Source organism: Paenibacillus sp. P4_A7, assembly GCF_056402455.1.
In genome coordinates, this window is record NZ_JBFUHJ010000014.1 from 1 (window position 1) to 19,173 (window position 19,173).

Consider the following 19,173-nt stretch of genomic DNA (forward strand, 5'->3'; position numbering starts at 1 on the left):
ACCTTCAACATCGAGCGTATAAGGGCGTTTGCTGAAATCGACACTTTTGACCGAGCCAGTTTTGAACTTAGCGCCAAAGCGTTGTGCTTGCTTACGCATGTTAGACATCAATTCACTGCCCAAAATTCCTTCAGGGAAGCCAGGGAAATTTTCAACCTCAGTTGTTGTTGTCAGTTGACCGCCTGGCTGCCAGCCTTCAATAACTAGCGGCTCCATGTTCGCGCGTGCCAAGTATATAGCTGCCGTTAACCCGGCAGGTCCAGTACCTATAATAATTGTTTTGTGCATAATCTATGTCCTCCATATCAATTAATAATGAATAATAAATCCTATATTAAAATTATTATAAACTAGCCTTTTTGTCAATATCGTTCATGTAACGTTCATCTTCGTGATGTATGCTTATTTTAACAAGTGTGTGCTGTACTGGAGGATTAGATCGATGCCGAAAATATTAGTTGTAGACGATGATGCCAACATTCGCGAGCTGGTTATTCTTTTTTTGAAGAGAGAGGGCTATCAAGGTTATTGAAGCTATGGATGGGATGGATGCGCTGGCCAAGCTGGAGGCGGTTCGCCCGGATTTGGCGATTATTGATATTATGATGCCTCGAAAGGATGGGTGGATGGGCTTGCAGGTGCTAGTTTTACAATGAAGCTGCCGCTAGATCAGACGCAGACGAGGTAATAAGAGGATTATCCTTTTGCGACATGTTGACGGTTGTATGGATAGGCTTGTATAGCGAAATTTGACAAAAAAGGGTATGATGTAGGCAACTAATAAGATTTACGTTATGAAGGAGGGAGCTTTGCGGATGAATAAACAAATACGTAAAGCCATTATTCCTGCAGGGGGATTAGGCACACGATTTTTACCAGCTACGAAAGCGCAGCCGAAGGAAATGCTTCCGCTCATTGATAAGCCAGCCATTCAATATATTGTAGAAGAGGCTGTTCAGTCCGGCATTGAAAGCATCATTATTGTAAGCGGGCGCAACAAGCGGGCGATTGAGGATCATTTTGACAAATCGGCTGAACTGGAATCAGAACTTGAGGAGCGGGGCAATGAGGAAATGCTCTCCATTGTTCGAGATATATCGAATCTAGCGGATATTTATTATGTTCGTCAAAAGGAGCCGCTCGGCCTTGGACATGCCGTGTTATGCGCACGTAGATTCATTGCGGATGAGCCGTTTGCGGTATTGCTCGGTGATGATATATTGAAATCGGACCCGCCATGCTTACGTCAAATGATGGACATTTATGAGCAGCAGCAGTCATCTGTCGTTGCGGTGATGGAGGTTCCTTGGGACCAGACTCACAAATACGGAATCGTTGATATTGAAGCGAATAAGCAAATCGCGCGTGTAAGAGATATTATTGAGAAGCCAGCGCAGGGATCAGCACCTTCCAATTATGCGGTCGTTGGCCGCTATGTGCTGGATCCATTGATTTTTCAACTGTTAGAAAAGGCTAAGCCTGGCAAGGCTGGTGAAATCCAGTTGACGGATAGCTTGCAAGAGTTGAATCGGATTGCGTCCTTAATGGCTTATCGCTTTGATGGAAAGCGACATGATGTTGGCGATAAGCTTGGTTTTGTGCAGGCGACCATTGATTTCGCACTAGAGCGCGAGGATTTGGGAGACGATGTTCGGCGCTATTTAATAGAGCGTTTGAAGGAATCGAACTAATAGGTAAAGCTAATGATTCGTTAACTGACAAAGAGTAAGTCATAACGTACATCACTCAAGGGAGTCGCTTCTAAGCGGCTCCCTTCTTATTTTGATACCTATAAAAGAGCATTGTAGAGCTTTATAGCTAATGTACGTACAAGTCGGCGTTATGTTATACTACAAGCATACAACTAACGAGCTGAGGTGCGAAGTGAAGGAGCAGCAAACGCCTAAATATATACAGTTAAAGCAACATATTTTATCATGGATCGTGACAGCGCAGTTCAAGCCGCATGATAAGCTTCCATCAGAAAACGAAATTAGCAAGCAATTTGAAATGAGTCGTCAAACCGTACGGCAGGCGCTTGGTGATTTAGAGCAAGAGGGATGGCTGTATCGTGAGCAAGGGAAAGGAACGTTCGTGTCAGACCAATCCTTGAAGGAGCGGCGCAGTACATCTCAAGGGATGACTATCGGGATGATTACGACCCATATTTCTGATTATATTTTCCCGCTGATCGTAAGAGGGGTGGAGTCGAGCCTCCGTGCCAAAGGTGCGCGTCTATTGCTTGCAAGTACGGATAACGAGAAGGATAAGGAGAAGGAGAGCCTGGAGTCGATGCTCCGTGAGCCATTGACTGGCCTCATTATTGAGCCGACAAAGAGTGCGGAGGGAAATCCGAACTTTAACTATTTTCTAGCACTAGATGCGCTCAAAATCCCGTATATTATGTTAAATGAGCGATATAGTGACGTCGATGCGCCATGCTTGCGGGTGGACGATGAGGCTGGCGGTTATCGTGCTGCGGAGCATTTGATCAAGCTCGGACATAGCCGAATCGCTGGTTTTTTCAAAACAGATGACTTTCAAGGTGTGCATCGCATGCGAGGCTTTCTAAAGGCTAGTCGCGAATACGGTTTGACCGTACCGCCTGATTGTCTGCTTCGCTATACAACAGAAGAAAAGCTAACGAAGCCTATGGAGTCGTTAGCTGCCATGCTGCTACGAGAGCCCGAACAAAGGCCGACAGCCATTGTATGTTATAACGATGAGTTAGCTGTGAGGATGCTAGATATTGTACGGGTTATCGGACTGTCTGTACCTGAGGATTTGTCGATAGTCGGCTTCGATGATGCGAACTTGGCAACTGCAACAGAAGTGAAGCTGACGACCATTGCGCATCCGAAAACAGAAATGGGAGTAGATGCTGTTGAAATGCTGCTAAGCATGGTTGAGAAAGAACAGAAGCATTCAGTTAAGGATAAGGTATATGACCCGCAGCTTATCATACGTGAATCCACACAACCTCCAGGGCTGCAGCAGTAAGAAGCAACATGTGTGAACTGACATAATTAGGAAGATGTAAAAAAATGCGTGACACACTTGTACGTACAACTTATAATATAAGCGAACGCAAGGCATAGTGTTGTCCGTACGATTGATTACGGACTAACGAATGGATGCAAGCTGGAAGGGAGCGATATATAAATGTTAGAATCGTTAAAGCATGCAGTTTGGGAAGCAAATATGGATCTTCCGAAGTACGGTTTGGTTACTTTTACTTGGGGTAATGTTAGCGGCATTGACAGACAGTCCGGCCATATAGTTATTAAACCAAGCGGTGTCCCGTATGAGGAATTAAAAGTCGAGCAGATGGTTGTCGTTGATTTGGATGGCTGCATTATCGAAGGAAGTCTTCGTCCGTCTTCAGATACGGCAACTCATGTTCAATTATATAAATCGTTCCCTGAAATCGGCGGCATCGTGCACACGCATTCACCATGGGCGACAAGCTGGGCACAGGCAGGAAGATCGATTCCAGCGCTTGGAACTACTCATGGCGACTATTTTTACGGTGAGGTGCCCTGCACTCGCGCAATGACAGAAGCGGAAATTAAAGGCGAATATGAGCTGGAAACCGGGTATGTAATCGTTGAAACATTCAGAAATCATAACATCGATCCTAATCAAGTTCCTTCGGTTCTCGTCAACAGTCATGCACCTTTCTGCTGGGGGAAGGATGCACATAACGCAGTCCATAATGCGATCGTTCTTGAGGAAGTGGCGAAAATAGCGCTGCATACATCACAGTTAAACCCGAACGTTCAGCCAATGGACCAGGATTTGCTAGACCGTCATTATTTACGAAAGCACGGCGCTCACGCCTATTATGGTCAAAAATAAGGGGGACTCGGGTTTATGAGTAAGAAATTTGCTATTGGTGTTGATTATGGAACGCAGTCTGGTCGTGCGGTACTTATTGATTTGTCTGACGGAGCAGAGGTTGCTGAGCATGTTACTCCTTACACGCACCACGTTATTGATGAGAAGCTGCCCATCTCCGGTATAAAGCTTGAGTATGATTGGGCATTGCAGCATCCGCTGGATTATATAGAAGTGTTGGAAGTATCAGTTCCGGCAGTATTGAGGGAATCGGGTATCGAGCCTATCGATGTTATCGGACTCGGAATTGACTTTACCGCTTGTACGATGCTCCCGATTGACGCTACGGGTGAGCCGCTATGTGTGAAGGATATGTATAAGGATAATCCACATAGCTGGGTGAAGCTGTGGAAGCATCACGCTGCTCAGGATGAAGCGAACCTTATTAATGAGCTTGCTGTGAAACGAGGGGAGAAGTGGGTACCCCGTTACGGCGGCAAAATATCATCGGAATGGATGATGGCTAAAGCTTTTCAAATCTTAAATGAAGCACCGGATATTTATGAAAGCGCTGATAAATTTGTGGAAGCAGCCGATTGGGTAATTGGCCAACTGACAGGCAATATCGTTCGCAATAGCTGTACAGCTGGTTACAAAGGGATGTGGCATAAGCGAGAAGGCTACCCAAGCAAAGCGTTTTTCAAAGCGCTTGATCCGCGTCTTGAGAATCTGACAGAAACGAAGCTTCGTGGAGAAGTGGTTCCGCTTGGCTCCAAGGCTGGCGATTTGACAGCTGATATGGCAGCGCGTATTGGTCTAACTACAAGTACAGCGGTTGCTGTAGGGAATATTGATGCACACGCCGGAGTTCCAGGTGTAGGAGTTGTTACACCAGGCAAGCTCGTTATGGCGATGGGGACTTCGATTTGCCATTTGCTTCTAGGTACGGAGGAAAAGGAAGTTGAAGGGATGTGCGGTGTCGTCGAGGACGGGATCATACCTGGCTATTTTGGCTATGAGGCAGGTCAATCGGCGGTAGGCGATATTTTCGAATGGTTTGTGGAAGAGGCTGTACCAGCTTATGTGCTTCAAGAGGCTGAGCGAGCTGGCGAGAATGTACATAGTTATTTGATGCGTAGGGCAGACGAGTTGAAGGTTGGTGAATCTGGCTTACTGGCACTGGATTGGTGGAACGGCAACCGATCAGTTCTTGTGGACACGGATTTGACGGGTACAATCGTTGGTTTGACGCTCCTTACGAAGCCGTGGGAAATTTATCGTGCATTGCTGGAATCGACTGCATTCGGTACACGCAAAATAGTCGAAGCATTCCACAGCAATGGCGTTGAAGTGACTGAGCTGTATGCATGCGGAGGCTTGCCGCAAAAGAACCGATTGCTTATGCAAATTTACGCGGATGTGACGAATCGAGAGATCAAAGTAGCCGCATCCAAACAAACAACTGCACTCGGAGCGGCCATGTTCGGCGCGGTTGCAGCGGGCGCTGCTAAGGGCGGGTTTGATAATATTGTAGATGCGGCTCAGAAGATGGCGCGTGTTCGCGAGGAAACATTTAAGCCAATTCCGGGAAATGTGGCCATATACGATAAGCTGTATGCCGAATACAATTTGCTGCATGATTATTTTGGCCGTGGGGAGAACGATGTGATGAAGCGTCTGAAGACGATCAAGGAAGAACAGGTCTAATAATAATAATAATTCAAATATTAGAAAACCAAAACACAGTCATTATGGCTGTGTTTTTTTAATATATAAGCATTTATAAGGATTCACTTATAAATGCGCTTATATATCTCCGCGAAACGAATGCTTTTGCCGAAGAGGACGGCGACAGCCGTTTACGCTTGTTGCTTATCTTTGTCTAGAAAACGCTGAGTGATAAATTATTAGACATAGGTGGTTATGATATACTGGTAATAAATATGGAATGTGGACAAAATGTAAGAACGCTATGCTATTTTACAGAGGTCTCTTTAAGAAAAAGTTAAACATTTCATAAGTAATTTGATCCTTGGCTGTTAAACTGTTTCCTTAATAATAAGATGAGTGGTTAATTGTGATTGATAAAAGCCTTCCAGAGCACGAAATACWGCCTATGTGGAGAAAGGGAGACTAGGGTGTCCAGTGAAACGATTTTAATGGTGGACGATGAGAAAGAAATTTTGAAGCTGATCGAAATCTATTTGCACAACGAAGGATATAATCTGCTGCAGGCATCGAACGGTTTAGAGGCGCTTGAGCTGCTCAGCAAGAACCACGTCGATCTTATTATTCTTGACGTTATGATGCCGAAGATGGACGGATTGGAAGCGTGTATGAAGATACGCGAGGATCATAACATTCCGATCATTATGCTGTCGGCCAAAACGCAGGATATTGATAAAATTTCCGGACTTAGCATCGGTGCCGACGAATACGTAGCCAAACCATTCAGTCCACTTGTGCTTGTCGCTCGAATAAAGTCTCATCTCCGCCGGTACAAGCGGCTCGGTGTCCAGAAATCGGAGTTCAGCAACGATCAAGAGATCGTCATTGATGATCTTATTATTAATAACGCAACCCATACGATTACCGTTGACCAGCAAGAGGTGAAGCTGACGCCTCGCGAATTCGCGATTTTAGAGCTGCTAGCTATAAATCGGGGTATCGTTCTTAGTACGGAACGTATATACGAAGCCGCATGGAATGAGGCCTACATGGAATCGAAAAATACGGTTATGGTTCATATCCGGAAAATCCGCGAGAAGATCGAGAAGGATCCGCAGCACCCAAAGTTTATTAAAACGGTATGGGGCATCGGATACAAAATGGACGCCTTATGAGTAATAATCGTAAATGGGGGCCCGTAAGTTCAGCGGCTATAAGCTTTGTGATTGCCATGATCGGGCTTATGTTCGCTTATTGGTTCACTTCCGTTTTTCTGTTGGATCATCAGCCCTACAGGAAAATCGTTTATTGGTTTTATCATTTATTAGGATTACCTCCGCTTATGTTTCTTGTAGGGCTGCTGTTATTCGGGATTAGTTATATCTTTTTTCTCAGCCGTGGCAGAAAAACGTCAAATACTATTAATGGCCAAAGCTTCGGAACAAACCGTTCAGGCAGCTGGCTGTTTCGAACGATACGATGGAAGCTGATGTTTGCTTTTTTTGCTAGCATCATTATAACCACTGTCTTACTCATATTGTTTCACTTATTTGTCCTCATCTTTGAACACACTCCTTTGCTGGGTGACATGATTAGTAACATCATTAGCGCTATTGGGATGGCTCCGATATTGATTATTATGGGCATCTTACTATTTTTGGCTGTCTTTTTCCTGATGAGCAATCAGACTATTCGTTACTTGAGGGAGATTACATTCGGGCTTCAGCAAATCGCTAATGGGCAGCTTAAATATGAAATCGCCGTTAAATCATCCGATGAGCTGGGAGAAGTGGCTTATAACATCAATCTGATGAGTCACAAGCTGGGCACATTAATTGAAGATGAGCGTCAGGCGGAGAAGACGAAGAACGACTTGATTACAGGTGTGTCTCACGATCTTCGTACACCTCTAACGTCTATCCTTGGTTTTCTGGAGCTGATCGATAATGATCGATACAAGGATGAAGTAGAGCTTCGCTATTATATTGGAATTGCTTATGAGAAGTCGAAAAGCCTCAAGAAGTTGATCGATGATCTATTCGAATTCACCCGTATCAATAACGGTATGCCGCTTGAAAAGATTGAATTGGACTTGAACGGGTTCACCCGCCAGCTGATTGAAGAGTTCGTTCCGAACCTAGAAGCGGCAGGAATGAAGGGACGCGTTTATTCGGACAATAACTCGCTCAAGATTAAGGCGGATGGGGACCGACTGGTAAGAGCTTATGAGAATCTAATTATGAATGCCATTCAGTATGGACAAGAGGGACGATTTGTAGATATTCGTTTGCGGCAGGAAAATGGATACGCAATAGTTGAGGTCGTCAATTATGGCGAGCAGATACCAGAGAAGTATTTGCCTTATCTATTTGAACGGTTCTATCGTGTCGATCAATCGAGGTCGCAGTCCGGGGGGACGGGTCTCGGGCTTTCTATTACGAAAAGTATCGTTGAGCTGCATAACGGTACGATTACAGTAAGAAGCAGGAGCGGCGAGACGGTATTCGAAACTCGGTTTCCATTATACAAATAACAAAAGCACAACTACCTTGAACGTGAGGAGTTGTGTTTTTTTGCATACATAAGAATTAGAGGAGATCGAGAGCTGTTTATGTTTATTTTGCTAAACAAATCTTAAGAATTGCTGTTAAAAACATTCAATTATCTTAAGCATGTATTTAAAGGTTGATAAGAGAAGCCCCTTATGATGAATGTATACACATGACAGGGGGCTTTACGAAATGATGAACAAGAAAACCATTGGAGTATTGTTCGGAGGCTGTTCAACGGAGTATGAAGTGTCCTTATCCTCAGCGTCTGCAGTTATTGAGCATTTAGATAGAGCAAAATATGAAGTGGTTAGGTTCATATTAAAATAAAGTAAGGCGTATGAAATAATTATACTTTCTTTCCACAAAAGGAAATGACCGCCCCTCTGCTAATAGGATGACGGTCATTTCTTGACACCAATTCCCTAAGTCGAAGCGGCTGTGTGCTCGGGAGTCGTGTTAACCGCACGACTCCTTTGCATTTTACGCATTTACTATCCCTAATATAACGCGTAGAGGATCAAAAATACATTCTCAGGTAGGATTTCCGATAAGGGGGGCGTATGTGGCTAATGGCTCAAGTCGGATGACATTACCAAACATGTAGGGGTCAAATGTCAGTCTATCAGCCAATTGTTAAAAAAAGCGCTACAGTGCGACGATGATTGATTACTTAAGCCAAAATCGGATCGATCAGGCGAAACTACTGTTGTGGGAAATGAATGTAACGGATATCGACATCAAGGTAGGCTCATGCATACTGATCGGGGAACTTGGCTGGCAGGAAAGTGGGATCCACCTTCTCAACCCGTCCGGTAATCGCGCTTTTCTCGGCAGATGCAAGTGTTCCCGATAAAGTACAAGCTCTACGGTAATCATAGGGCCACTGTGCTTGTCCCAAGACAGCGTCAACGAAGGTGTTAATTTCTTGATAATAGACTGACTCAAGTACGTCTGAAATTGCTCCGCATTCCAACGTATCGTGGATGCCAAGCTTCGGTAAATGCCGGGTAATCGTACCTGTCATGAGATCGAATGCGATTGTACCGTTTTCACCAACAGCCAAGCCTTGACGAATGGCCTGTGGGCTACCACCGACGATCAGCAACTGACCAGTGCTATTGTTATCAAAGCGCATTTGCAAACTCCACGTATCTTCGAACCCCGCACCCAACTCGCCACCTGTGCGGATCGTACCTGCGGCATCTGTCGGTAAACCGAAGATATGGGAAAGCCCGATCATCTCAAAGCAGACCATTTCCCGGGTTCCGTTGGTCTCACGGTTGACTGCGTAGTATTCGGCTTCTTCAGTTGGGTGCCAGTTCTCCAGAACAAGCGATAAGCAATAGGAGAAGGCATGTAGTGCACCCATTTGTTCCTGAATGATTTTCTTCACTTCATTAATAATCGGCAAGAAATAAAAGGTGCATGAAGGTGCTGCGACTATTTGCTTTTCTTGGGTAACGCGTTCGACTTCGCGAAAGTCGTAAGGGAATAGCTCGGCCTCACAGAAGAAAGGCAAGCTGTTGGCCAACAATATTTCCACCAGAGATCTATGCGTTTGCGGCGGAGTGGAAATGATCGCCAGATCCGGCTTCCAAGCAAGTGCACTTTCCATATCGCTGAAGCATTGGATGCCGAAGTGTTCGGCTGCTTTCTGGCGACGATCTTCCTTCAGCTCGAGCAGGGCGATCTCCAGCCCGCCGCGCGCTGATAAATCGCGCATTCTGCGCGTTCCCATAGAACCCGAACCGATTTGCAATACTTTGTTGCCCATGGATGATGCTCCTTTTTAGTCAAATAGTGCGTCTCACTCAAACACTCGCATCTGTTTCGTATCATATGTTAGAACCTGTTTTCGTTCAATAACAACAATATCAAAAATAGTATTAAAATCGGAAAGTGAGTTTATTACAATGGTGTATTACAATTGTGTGATTGAATCCAAATGAATTTCACTACACACTAACAACAGATAAAATCGAGTTGAGGAAAAAGAAGTGACTATAGGAGGAGATTCATAAATGTACAAGCTAGGTCAGGTTAACGGAATCTATAACTCCGAACAATATTGGCAGCGCTCGGATAAGCTGATTCCGTGCGGCACGCAATGCTTATCGAAAGGGCCGACTCAATTCGTCGACGGATTTGCACCGAAATATTTGCTCCGCGGAAATGGCTGCAGAGTGAGTGATGTCGATGGCAATCATTATATGGATTATGGCATGGGTTTGGGTGCCGTATCCCTCGGGTACAACGATCCGGTGGTCAATAAGGCGATTACGGAACAATTAAACGATGCGATTACCCTCACTTTGATGCACCCGCTGGAAGTGGAAATGTCGGAATTAATTCGCGAAGTCATCCCTTGCGCGGAAAGCGTAAGATTCGGTAAAAATGGCTCCGATGTCACGACAGCGGCGGTCCGTTTGGCCCGGGCGTATACCCGTAAAGATATTATACTCAGCTGCGGGTATCACGGTTGGCACGACTGGAACATGGCAAATACGGAAAGAAATGCAGGGGTTCCCTCGGTCATGGAGGGATTAAATAAGAAATTCATCTATAACGATATCGATAGCTTAAAAGAGCTGATGGTCCGTTATAACGGCAGAGTTGCTGCTGTCATTATGGAACCAGTCGGTGTGATCATGCCAGAGAATCATTATCTTGCCGATGTACGGGATATTACACATAGTAATGGAGCATTGCTTATCTTCGACGAAGTCTTGACTGGTTTTCGTGTTGATTTAAAGGGTGCCCAAGGATTGTTTGGAATCACCCCCGATTTGGCTACCTTTGGAAAAGCGGTAGCCAACGGGATGCCGCTTTCTATCCTCACCGGGAACGCGGAAGTCATGGCCGAATTAGAACGTGTATTTTTCTCCTTTACTTTCGGGGGAGAGATGCTGTCGTTGGCTGCCGCCAAGGCGACGATCGGAGAGATGAGGGCCAAGGATACGATTACGCATGTGAATGCAATGGGGAAATTACTGAAAGAACAGGGCAATGAAATCATTTCACGTCATGGCTTGGCGGATCGTATCCAGATTATCGGACCGCAAGCGAAAACCTTGTTTTCCTTTATGGAAAGTTCGGATTCCCTGCTTGTGAAAAGCTTCTTGCAGCAAGAAATGTTACGCAGGGGGGTATTATTTACAGGTTACAATTATGTCTCCTACGCACATAAGGAAGCAGATATTCGGTTAACTTTGAATGCGCTGGACGAATCACTCGGCGAAGTGAAAACTGCCATACTCCAGGGGAATATCCATGCACGCTTGGAAGGCAAGCCTGTTGCTGCTGTTTTTCGCAAGGCATAATGATATTTGTAGAAGTAATCGGCTGTAGCGGACCCTTAAACTCTAAGGGTTCATTTGTTTTTTAATTGTAGCGTTTATGAACACGTTTTTCAGTTTTACTGATCTGATTCGAAGAATGTTACACCATAGTTTCCAATACTTCTATTGTTTTTCACTGGGAATCAAGTGATAATTTAGATTGGATCAAACTATCCAAATAACAACCGTCCAAAACACAAACTAGAGGGGGGCAGTTGTATAAAATGAAGATGCGTATAAAAACTTATCATTACAAGATTATTATTATTCTTTTGTTGGTCTCGGTTCCGCCATTTTTGATTGTAGGTTTTTATAATATGAACACTTTTCTGGGCCAGTCTATCGATCTGACCAATTCCAAGAACGAAAACGAGTTGGTCCGAACGGGTGTCTTCCTAGAGAAAACGCTGGATCAAATAATGAAAGCCGTATATTCCGAGATGACGGACGGACATTATTCAAAAACACAGTTTGTGATGGATAAATTAGAGGTTCTCGATAGCTTAATTCGGTTCATCGGTAGAAGCCAATACAAGCAGTACTTTGACCAAGTCGCGTATTATAATGAAGATAAGGATTATCTGCTGCTTAGTGGTTACGGGATTATGAATGAAACGCAGAATTCATTTTTCCAGTGGTTAAAGGATGATATTGCAGCGATGGATAATTACCAAATTAAAGTGACCGAAACCAGAAGTCTGGAGCGGGATGGACAAAAGAAACACATCGTATCGATAATTGCCAAGCTTCCGGTATTTGAAAATCAGAGCTATCTTATCTTTAACATCGATGTCGAAAAAATTTACGATGAATATTTGCACGGAATCAATGAAAATGATCGCGTTTACAATTATTATTTGACAAATGCTGCAGGCCATATCGTCTTTGCTAAGGATTACAAGCCCAATAAATCACTCAAACCAGAAGGGCAAAACCAGACGAAGAAGAGTGATCAAATTGTAGTAAACAACTATAAATTAGGTACCATAGGATGGAATTTGGTCAGTGAAGTGAATGTGTATAACTTATACCATAATGTCTATAAAGCAAGGGATCGAATGATTGCTATTCTTGTGGTGATCACCCTTATGATTGTGGCGATTATTCTATTGTTGGCGAGGCAGCTTTATAAACCTGTCAAGACGATCATTTCCAAAATAGGTGTTAACCGCAATATAGGCATGCAGAGTGAATTTGATTTCATTCATTCTGTTTTTGAAGATTACCACCAAATCAATAATCATTTACATCATAGACTGAACGATAGTCAACAATTGTTGAAGAAAACGCTAGTCCGCAATTTGGTCAAGGATCGATTTTCCAACAGCGCAGATATTCATTTACATTTGAAGGAATACCAAACAAATTTAGTTGTTGTTATTTTTACGATCCGTGCACTGATGGAACTGGATGAGACGAATTTGATTCTGCAAATGGATAGAGATTTGAGTACAAGCTTTGATACCGATTTTTTTATCGAATCTGACCGGGAATTTGTTGTTTTATTCCGCCTGCCACATCAGGATATAAATAGGTTTATCACAGAGGTGTTTGTCAGTCTTGATGAACGGATTATGGACAAATTGACAGTAAGCATTGGCGGTATTTATTCATTGGAGAAAATCAATAACTCTTATATCGAAGCTCTATACGCTTATAATATGGGGCGTATCTATTCTCCAGAGAACCCTATCTATTGCTACAACAAATTGCCGATGGATTACCAACATAATCAGATGAAAGAACCAACAATTGATGAATTGGAGTTAGCCATCCGACAGCATGATAAAAAGGCTTATACAGATTTGTTAAATACGATGTTTTCGGAAAACAAAAGCGTAATGGAATACAATGGTAATTTGTATATGTGCATTTCCCTACTCATCCGACTGTTCGATCAGGAGAGTGTAATGTTTCTCAGCGAAATTAATGAAGTGATAACAGATCTAGGTATGATGAACGCGACTTCGATCAAGCAATTTTTATTAAGCAAATTTAACTCCTTCAATTTGGATTATCAAAAAGAATTCAGTGATTATCTGAAAAACAATTATGTGGAGAAAGTAGAAGTCTATTTTGCCGAGCATTATGCAACTAACTTTTCGATGGATGATGTGGCCGAACATGTGGGGGTCACGCGGCAGCATATAAGCCAAGTGTTTAAGAAGCGTTACAATACGACGATGATCGATTATTTGAGCCAATACCGGATCGAGCAAGCCAAACGACGGCTGGCAGATACGCAGATGAAAATAACAGATATCGGGAGTCAAGTAGGGTTTAACAGTAAAAGCTATTTCACCAAGGTTTTTAAGCTGAATACAGGAATTACACCTACAGAATACAGGGAGCTGGCCTGGAATCGGCTGAAAGAAGTCAATGAATGAAGAACAATTAGGAGTAAATGATGCAGCGGATCGCATAGGTCCTCTGCATTTCTAATTTTTACAACTGTTTTTTACAAAAGTAGGATTGAATGTACTGGAATTCCCCCCCTATGCTGAGTGGGTATCTAATATAGAAATTGGGAGGCAATGCAATGCGTAATTTATTTAAGAAAGGCATGATTGGTTTCATCGTATGTACATTGTTATTAGCGATAGCCGCATGCAGCAGCAACTCCAGTAAGAACGAACCAAAAGCAAGTGATGCAGTCAACACAACAGATCCAGTCAAAAAGGAGCCTGTAAAACTAGTATTTCTCGGTGCATCGGCCGACTATGATCGAAAGACAGATGTACAGCAGAAGGTACATGATATTATTCAGGAGAAAACCGGTGCAGACCTGAGTCCTGTTTTCGCAGCAACCGGCGAGGATGCGAATCAGAAAATCAATTTGATGCTGTCCTCAGGCGAGCAATTGGACTTTTTTCCCTTCCAAAGCATGGATCGAGCACTGGAATTGTACAAGAATGGTGCGATCATCCCGCTAAATGATCTACTTGATAAATACGGGGCTAATCTGAAGAAAAACATTAAGCCTTCAGCATGGGCAGAAGTCACTGTCGACGGCAAAATTCTCGGCATCCCTTCACTTTATCCCAATAACACGCCAAATATTTTACAAATCCGTACAGACTGGTTGAAAAATTTGAATCTCCCCGTGCCGGTAACCATTGAAGATTATGAGAAAGTGATGGATGCATTTGTAAACTTGGATCCGGATAATAACGGGAAAAAGGATACATTTGCGTTGAACTCCGGCAGTCTGGGGACGGTGGATGAGCTGGAAAAGGCATTCGCGCCGTATTTCATGAACCAAGCAATGGGCTGGTGGCAGGATGAACAAGGAAGATTACTACCACCAGAAATGGATCCTGCTTATAAAGAATTGATGGCTAAACTGATCGAATGGAAAAACAAGGGATATATTTGGCCTGAAATGATTCTCTCGTTAAATGACAAACGTGTGGAAGCAATTGCGCAAAATAAGATTGGCTCGGTAGGCGGGTGGTATTCTTCGACAATTTCTGGAGCAGCAGAAGTATTAACGAAGACGATTCCAGAGGCTAATTACGATCCAATTGTTCTACAGGGGAAAGGCGTCAATAAGCTTCTGACTACACCTGATACCCAATTCGTTGCTTTGATCACGAAGAAGAGTAAAAACCCGGAAGAAGTTATGAAATTCTTTGACTTCATATCCACTCGTGAAGGGTATGATTTGACCACTTTGGGGATTGAAGGTGAAAGTTATACGAAATTGCCTGATGGGTTGGTTGAATATGTAAGCGAAGATAAAACGGATTATCAAAAAGCTAAATATTACAATTTACACAATATGTTTACGATGCTTTGGCCGGATACGAGCCCTTGGCCAGTGAATAGCACGATTTATGGGTTTTTCCGCAAGGCACTCAAGCAAACGGGTGAACTTCCAAGCTTCTCCGCTATTGATAAAGACGTCGTCTATGATAAGTCGGAATGGAAATCACTTTCGAAGCAGAATGACATGAACACCTATCTATTGGAGCAAAAGGTGAAAGTATTTGCCGGTGAAGTGCCCCTAAGCGACTGGGATAAAATCATGCAAAAATGGCAGGAAATTGGCGGCAGCGAGATGATCGAGGATCGTACAACCCAATTTAAAGCGGCGATAAAATAAAGCGTACTCTATACGTTCCCCCCGTCACATTTGTGTGAATGGGGGAATGATATCATGAGCAAGCGGGGTGAGTTTAAAGATGAAAGACGAGACGATAATGACTACATTGAACATGACCCCGCGTAAGCATGCGAAATCAGGGTTTTTCTACAATATACTTAAATACAAATTTCTCTATTTGTTGATTGCGCCGGGTTTGCTATATTTTATAATATTTCACTACATTCCGATGTATGGTGTCGTCATTGCCTTTCAGGATTTCAAGCCGTTTGGCGGGCTGGAGAATATGATTTTTCATCCGGATTGGGTTGGATTTAAACATTTTCAGGAATTTTTTGATTCCTATTACATCGGCAGGCTGCTAAGCAATACGATATTGATCAGCAGCTATAAGCTGTTGTTCGGCTTTCCTGCACCGATTATTCTCGCTTTGATGTTAAATGAAGTGGTTCACACCAGGTTTAAAAGAATCGTGCAAACGATTTCTTATTTACCCCATTTTTTATCATGGGTCATCATTTCTGGTATGGTTATGGCTTTATTATCGCAAACCTCAGGTCCGCTTAATGCTATCATTGTTGCCCTGGGTGGCAAGCCAATCGCTTTTTTGGGGGAAACGGATTATTTTCGCAGTATTCTCGTTGGCAGTGACATATGGGCAAGTGTCGGATGGGGCAGTATCCTTTATCTTGCCGCTCTGGCCGGAATTAATCCTGCCCTATATGAAAGTGCAAAGATGGATGGTGCGAATCGATTTCAGCAAATGCTGTACATCAGTCTACCGGGAATATCCAATATCATCTCTATTTTGCTCGTACTGTCGGTAGGGGGAATATTGAATGCAGGGTTCGAACAAGTTCTGCTGTTATACTCACCAACCGTTTATAGTGTCGGGGATATTATCGATACGTATGTATACCGGGAAGGTTTAATGAATACCAACTTCTCGTATGCTGCTGCGATCGGAATGTTTAAGAACGCAATTGGACTCGTATTCTTATTGACCGCCAATTACATCGTGAGACGAATGGGAAAGGAAGGGATTTGGTGAGATGGTAAAAGTCAAAGCGTTCGACTTGATTAATGGAGCCTTGCTTATTCTTATATCTTTATTATTCATCATTCCCTTTATTGTCCTGATCAATCAATCTTTAATGTCCAACGATGCGATCATGCGGTATGGATATACATTAATTCCGAAAGAAATTGTATTTTATGCCTACCACTTTTTGTTGGTTGAAAATTCTTTTATTTATAAAGGGCTGCTTATCAGTATTATTGTGGCCGTTGCCGGAACCTTGCTATGTCTCCTCTTTACATGCTGTCTTGCCTATGGTTTATCGAAAAAATATTTGCCCCACCGCAAAGCGATTACGTTGATCGTTCTGATCACGATGTTTTTCAGCGGCGGCTTAATTCCCCATTATTTGTTGGTCATTAATTTAGGGCTGCGGGATTCACTCTGGTCACTGATCCTTCCTGGTTTGGTCAGCCCATGGTATATGTTTCTAATGCGTAACTTCTTTATGGAAATTCCTCAGGAAGTAGAGGAATCTGCACAAATCGACGGAGCGAATGAATTGCGGATATTGTGGAAAATCGTTATCCCGATGTCTATACCTACGATTGCGACAATAGGCTTGTTTTATATGGTGGGGCATTGGAATAGCTGGTTTTCGGCATCTATTTTTTTGAATTCACAGGCGAAATGGCCATTGCAATTGATCCTCAAGGGGATCATTACTAGCCTTGATTTTGCCCAGAATGGCGATTCATCGCAAGCGCTCGATCGGATGATCAAGATGCCGCGTGAAAGTGTGAAAGCGGCGGCTACATTAATTACGGCACTGCCGATTATTTGTGTCTACCCATTCATTCAGAAATATTTTGTCAAAGGTTTGTTAGTTGGCTCGGTTAAGGGGTAGCTAATTCTCACGAAGCTAATTTACTAAAGCAAACTTTTGAGAGGGTGGAGTGATTGGCGCTTACATGGTTGGAAGGATTAAAGGTGACACAAATGAATTCGCCGGGGATGACGGTTAAGGTCCAGTCGGGCGTGATTGAAGTCGATGGGAAACGAATCGCAGTTGCGGGGGCGGAGTCCTTGACGTTGAAGCCACCGCCTCAACTTAAGCTGCGTAAGCAATATTATACGCTCGAACGCGAGGGGATGTCTTCTCCCTGCGGATGGGATTGGAGTGGGAGAAGGGGCTCGAACTTCAAACCGTACCAAATGCGGGTACCGAGTACACTTCGGGTGTTTGCAGTAGATGAACTGACGGAATATGTTGCTAATGAAGATTATGTTTATGATGATTATTGGGGTTCAGTAATGGTTAAACCGGGTGGTAGGCTGCAGGTGAATGACCCTGTGCTGCTGGAATATGATGTCTACACATGTCGATACCATTTGATTTGTGTGGATGCAGAGGGAGGGATCGATGTTGTCGAAGGGGACTGGAGGTACAAGGATGAAACCAATTTACTGCTGCCGGATCCTCCCGTAGCTCCGCATGGCAGTTTGACCCTTGCTTCGGTATTTATTCCCTGGGGAGCAACAGCTGTATATGAACGTGGCTGTTTTGTAGAATATTGCGATGGGACGGATCAATTCAAGCTTGCTGAACATTTCGTATGGGATAGTCGGCATGTGGATTACGAGCCGCGAATATACGAGGTTGTTGCATCTGGGCATGAGGAGGTTAGCGTCCGTACGGACCTTTGCGCGTATGGGGGAGAAGCTGGGCGACCATTGACGCAGCCGATCGAGGAAAGCGGTGAGGTGGATCTGCCTGTAGCAAGGGCCGACGGATTGCCTGTCTACTGGCAAGTTCACCTGCCCTGGAGAAAGCTCCTGATTGCGTATCCGCTATTGAAAAATGCGAAAGTACACACATATCCGGCGAATATAATGGATTTGCGTGGGATTGGTGAGACGATCGAAACCGCGATGAAGCTGGTGACTATTGAGGGAAACAATGTCGTCCCATCCAGCTGGTCAAATTCTGTTCTCGCCAAGAATGAGCTGCAGCTATGTTTTCTGGGAGAGAGTACGACATATGGAGGCGATTGGCCGCTGCTCATCGTGAAGAGGCTGCAACAATTGCTGCCTGCGAAGAAGATTCATTGGTCCAACGCTTCTGATGGCGGACATTCATCTGTTCATGGTATTTCACACGTGACGCGGACACAATCCTTCGGACATGTATATGACATTGTCTTTATCGAATATCTGATTAATGATACCAATTGTGAGACTGATGACATCTATTCCGCAATGACAGGTATAATAAGCTGGGTTCGTGAGCGTAATCCGGGTGCGGTTGTGGTGATCATCGCTTCCAATGGTGGCAATCCGATGTTCAGCCCGCGCTATAATCCCGTTCACTTCGACCGTGTCTATACGATTCACCGCAGGGTGGCTGAGGAACAAGAGGCATTGTTTATCGGAATGTATGACTGTTTTCGCAATTTGGATCAACTGGGCACTTACTTTATTACTGAGTTAAAGGAAAATATGATCAACCATCCTTATATGGATACGGCAATCGATGGTACACGCTGGGATCAATGGATGGCAGAGACTTTCATCCGTTGGATATCGGTTAAGTTGCCAAAGAGAACTGGATCAGTTAATAACAATGAAAGTCATACAATTTAATGTAGAGGGATG

At 43.8% G+C, this 19,173-nt stretch carries 15 protein-coding genes and 1 pseudogene; 14 read left to right on the forward strand and 2 right to left on the reverse strand.

Annotated elements, in window-relative coordinates; all coding sequences use genetic code 11:
• The coding region (locus AC1DWN_RS03905; protein ID WP_477557631.1) for an NAD(P)/FAD-dependent oxidoreductase at positions 1-288 on the reverse strand (288 nt) is incomplete at its 3' end.
• A gap of 154 nt (positions 289-442) precedes the next feature.
• Between AC1DWN_RS03905 and AC1DWN_RS03910 the strand changes: the two are divergent.
• From AC1DWN_RS03910 to AC1DWN_RS03945, 8 genes and pseudogenes are all read left to right on the forward strand, one after another.
• Positions 443-626, forward strand: a pseudogene (locus AC1DWN_RS03910) (response regulator transcription factor); the annotation flags it as partial.
• Positions 627-815: 189 nt separating this feature from the next.
• Entirely contained in the window at positions 816-1,691 is an 876-nt protein-coding gene (gene galU / locus AC1DWN_RS03915; protein WP_477557632.1) for a UTP--glucose-1-phosphate uridylyltransferase GalU, read from the forward strand.
• Between the two features lie 193 nt (positions 1,692-1,884).
• On the forward strand, positions 1,885-3,000 hold the full coding sequence (locus tag AC1DWN_RS03920; protein ID WP_477557682.1) for a substrate-binding domain-containing protein: 1,116 nt from the start codon (positions 1,885-1,887) through the stop codon (positions 2,998-3,000).
• Positions 3,001-3,162: 162 nt separating this feature from the next.
• Positions 3,163-3,858, forward strand: coding sequence for an L-ribulose-5-phosphate 4-epimerase (gene araD, locus AC1DWN_RS03925; protein ID WP_477557633.1), 696 nt, complete (start codon positions 3,163-3,165; stop codon positions 3,856-3,858).
• Positions 3,859-3,873: 15 nt separating this feature from the next.
• Entirely contained in the window at positions 3,874-5,544 is a 1,671-nt protein-coding gene (locus tag AC1DWN_RS03930) for a ribulokinase (protein WP_477557634.1), read from the forward strand.
• Between the two features lie 431 nt (positions 5,545-5,975).
• On the forward strand, positions 5,976-6,680 hold the full coding sequence (locus AC1DWN_RS03935) for a response regulator transcription factor (protein ID WP_477557635.1): 705 nt from the start codon (positions 5,976-5,978) through the stop codon (positions 6,678-6,680).
• On the forward strand, positions 6,677-8,038 hold the full coding sequence (locus AC1DWN_RS03940) for a sensor histidine kinase (RefSeq protein ID WP_477557636.1): 1,362 nt from the start codon (positions 6,677-6,679) through the stop codon (positions 8,036-8,038). The genes AC1DWN_RS03935 and AC1DWN_RS03940 overlap by 4 nt, the downstream gene beginning before the upstream one ends.
• A gap of 208 nt (positions 8,039-8,246) precedes the next feature.
• Positions 8,247-8,384 (forward strand): hypothetical protein, encoded by a 138-nt coding sequence (locus AC1DWN_RS03945; protein ID WP_477557637.1) that lies wholly within the window; start codon positions 8,247-8,249, stop codon positions 8,382-8,384.
• A 421-nt stretch (positions 8,385-8,805) separates the two neighbouring features.
• Here AC1DWN_RS03945 and AC1DWN_RS03950 read toward each other — a convergent pair whose 3' ends face one another.
• Entirely contained in the window at positions 8,806-9,831 is a 1,026-nt protein-coding gene (locus tag AC1DWN_RS03950; protein ID WP_477557638.1) for a Gfo/Idh/MocA family protein, read from the reverse strand.
• A 247-nt stretch (positions 9,832-10,078) separates the two neighbouring features.
• On the opposite strand from AC1DWN_RS03950, the gene AC1DWN_RS03955 reads away from it, so the two are divergent.
• From AC1DWN_RS03955 to AC1DWN_RS03980, 6 genes are all read left to right on the forward strand, one after another.
• Complete coding sequence (locus AC1DWN_RS03955; protein ID WP_477557639.1) at positions 10,079-11,377, forward strand: aminotransferase class III-fold pyridoxal phosphate-dependent enzyme; 1,299 nt, start codon at positions 10,079-10,081, stop codon at positions 11,375-11,377.
• Between the two features lie 242 nt (positions 11,378-11,619).
• Positions 11,620-13,782 carry a helix-turn-helix transcriptional regulator gene (locus tag AC1DWN_RS03960; protein WP_477557640.1) on the forward strand — a complete coding sequence of 721 codons (2,163 nt, stop codon included), beginning with the start codon at positions 11,620-11,622 and terminating at the stop codon, positions 13,780-13,782.
• 152 nt (positions 13,783-13,934) lie between these two features.
• Positions 13,935-15,500: an extracellular solute-binding protein gene (locus AC1DWN_RS03965; RefSeq protein ID WP_477557641.1), complete on the forward strand. Its 1,566-nt coding sequence runs from the start codon at positions 13,935-13,937 to the stop codon at positions 15,498-15,500.
• A gap of 67 nt (positions 15,501-15,567) precedes the next feature.
• Complete coding sequence (locus AC1DWN_RS03970) at positions 15,568-16,551, forward strand: ABC transporter permease (protein WP_477557642.1); 984 nt, start codon at positions 15,568-15,570, stop codon at positions 16,549-16,551.
• Between the two features lies 1 nt (position 16,552).
• On the forward strand, positions 16,553-17,425 hold the full coding sequence (locus tag AC1DWN_RS03975; RefSeq protein ID WP_477557643.1) for a carbohydrate ABC transporter permease: 873 nt from the start codon (positions 16,553-16,555) through the stop codon (positions 17,423-17,425).
• Positions 17,426-17,478: 53 nt separating this feature from the next.
• Positions 17,479-19,161 carry an SGNH/GDSL hydrolase family protein gene (locus AC1DWN_RS03980; RefSeq protein ID WP_477557644.1) on the forward strand — a complete coding sequence of 561 codons (1,683 nt, stop codon included), beginning with the start codon at positions 17,479-17,481 and terminating at the stop codon, positions 19,159-19,161.
• Positions 19,162-19,173: the final 12 nt, after the last annotated feature.

Excerpts from the sequence above, each read along its gene's own strand:
- galU (WP_477557632.1), top strand. The coding sequence starts at position 816 with ATGAATAAACAAATACGTAAAGCCATTATTCCTGCAGGGGGATTAGGC.
- AC1DWN_RS03930 (WP_477557634.1), top strand. The coding sequence starts at position 3,874 with ATGAGTAAGAAATTTGCTATTGGTGTTGATTATGGAACGCAGTCTGGT.
- AC1DWN_RS03950 (WP_477557638.1), bottom strand. The coding sequence starts at position 9,831 with ATGGGCAACAAAGTATTGCAAATCGGTTCGGGTTCTATGGGAACGCGC.
- AC1DWN_RS03945 (WP_477557637.1), top strand. The coding sequence starts at position 8,247 with ATGATGAACAAGAAAACCATTGGAGTATTGTTCGGAGGCTGTTCAACG.
- AC1DWN_RS03975 (WP_477557643.1), top strand. The coding sequence starts at position 16,553 with ATGGTAAAAGTCAAAGCGTTCGACTTGATTAATGGAGCCTTGCTTATT.
- AC1DWN_RS03955 (WP_477557639.1), top strand. The coding sequence starts at position 10,079 with ATGTACAAGCTAGGTCAGGTTAACGGAATCTATAACTCCGAACAATAT.
- araD (WP_477557633.1), top strand. The coding sequence starts at position 3,163 with ATGTTAGAATCGTTAAAGCATGCAGTTTGGGAAGCAAATATGGATCTT.
- AC1DWN_RS03965 (WP_477557641.1), top strand. The coding sequence starts at position 13,935 with ATGCGTAATTTATTTAAGAAAGGCATGATTGGTTTCATCGTATGTACA.
- AC1DWN_RS03960 (WP_477557640.1), top strand. The coding sequence starts at position 11,620 with ATGAAGATGCGTATAAAAACTTATCATTACAAGATTATTATTATTCTT.
- AC1DWN_RS03940 (WP_477557636.1), top strand. The coding sequence starts at position 6,677 with ATGAGTAATAATCGTAAATGGGGGCCCGTAAGTTCAGCGGCTATAAGC.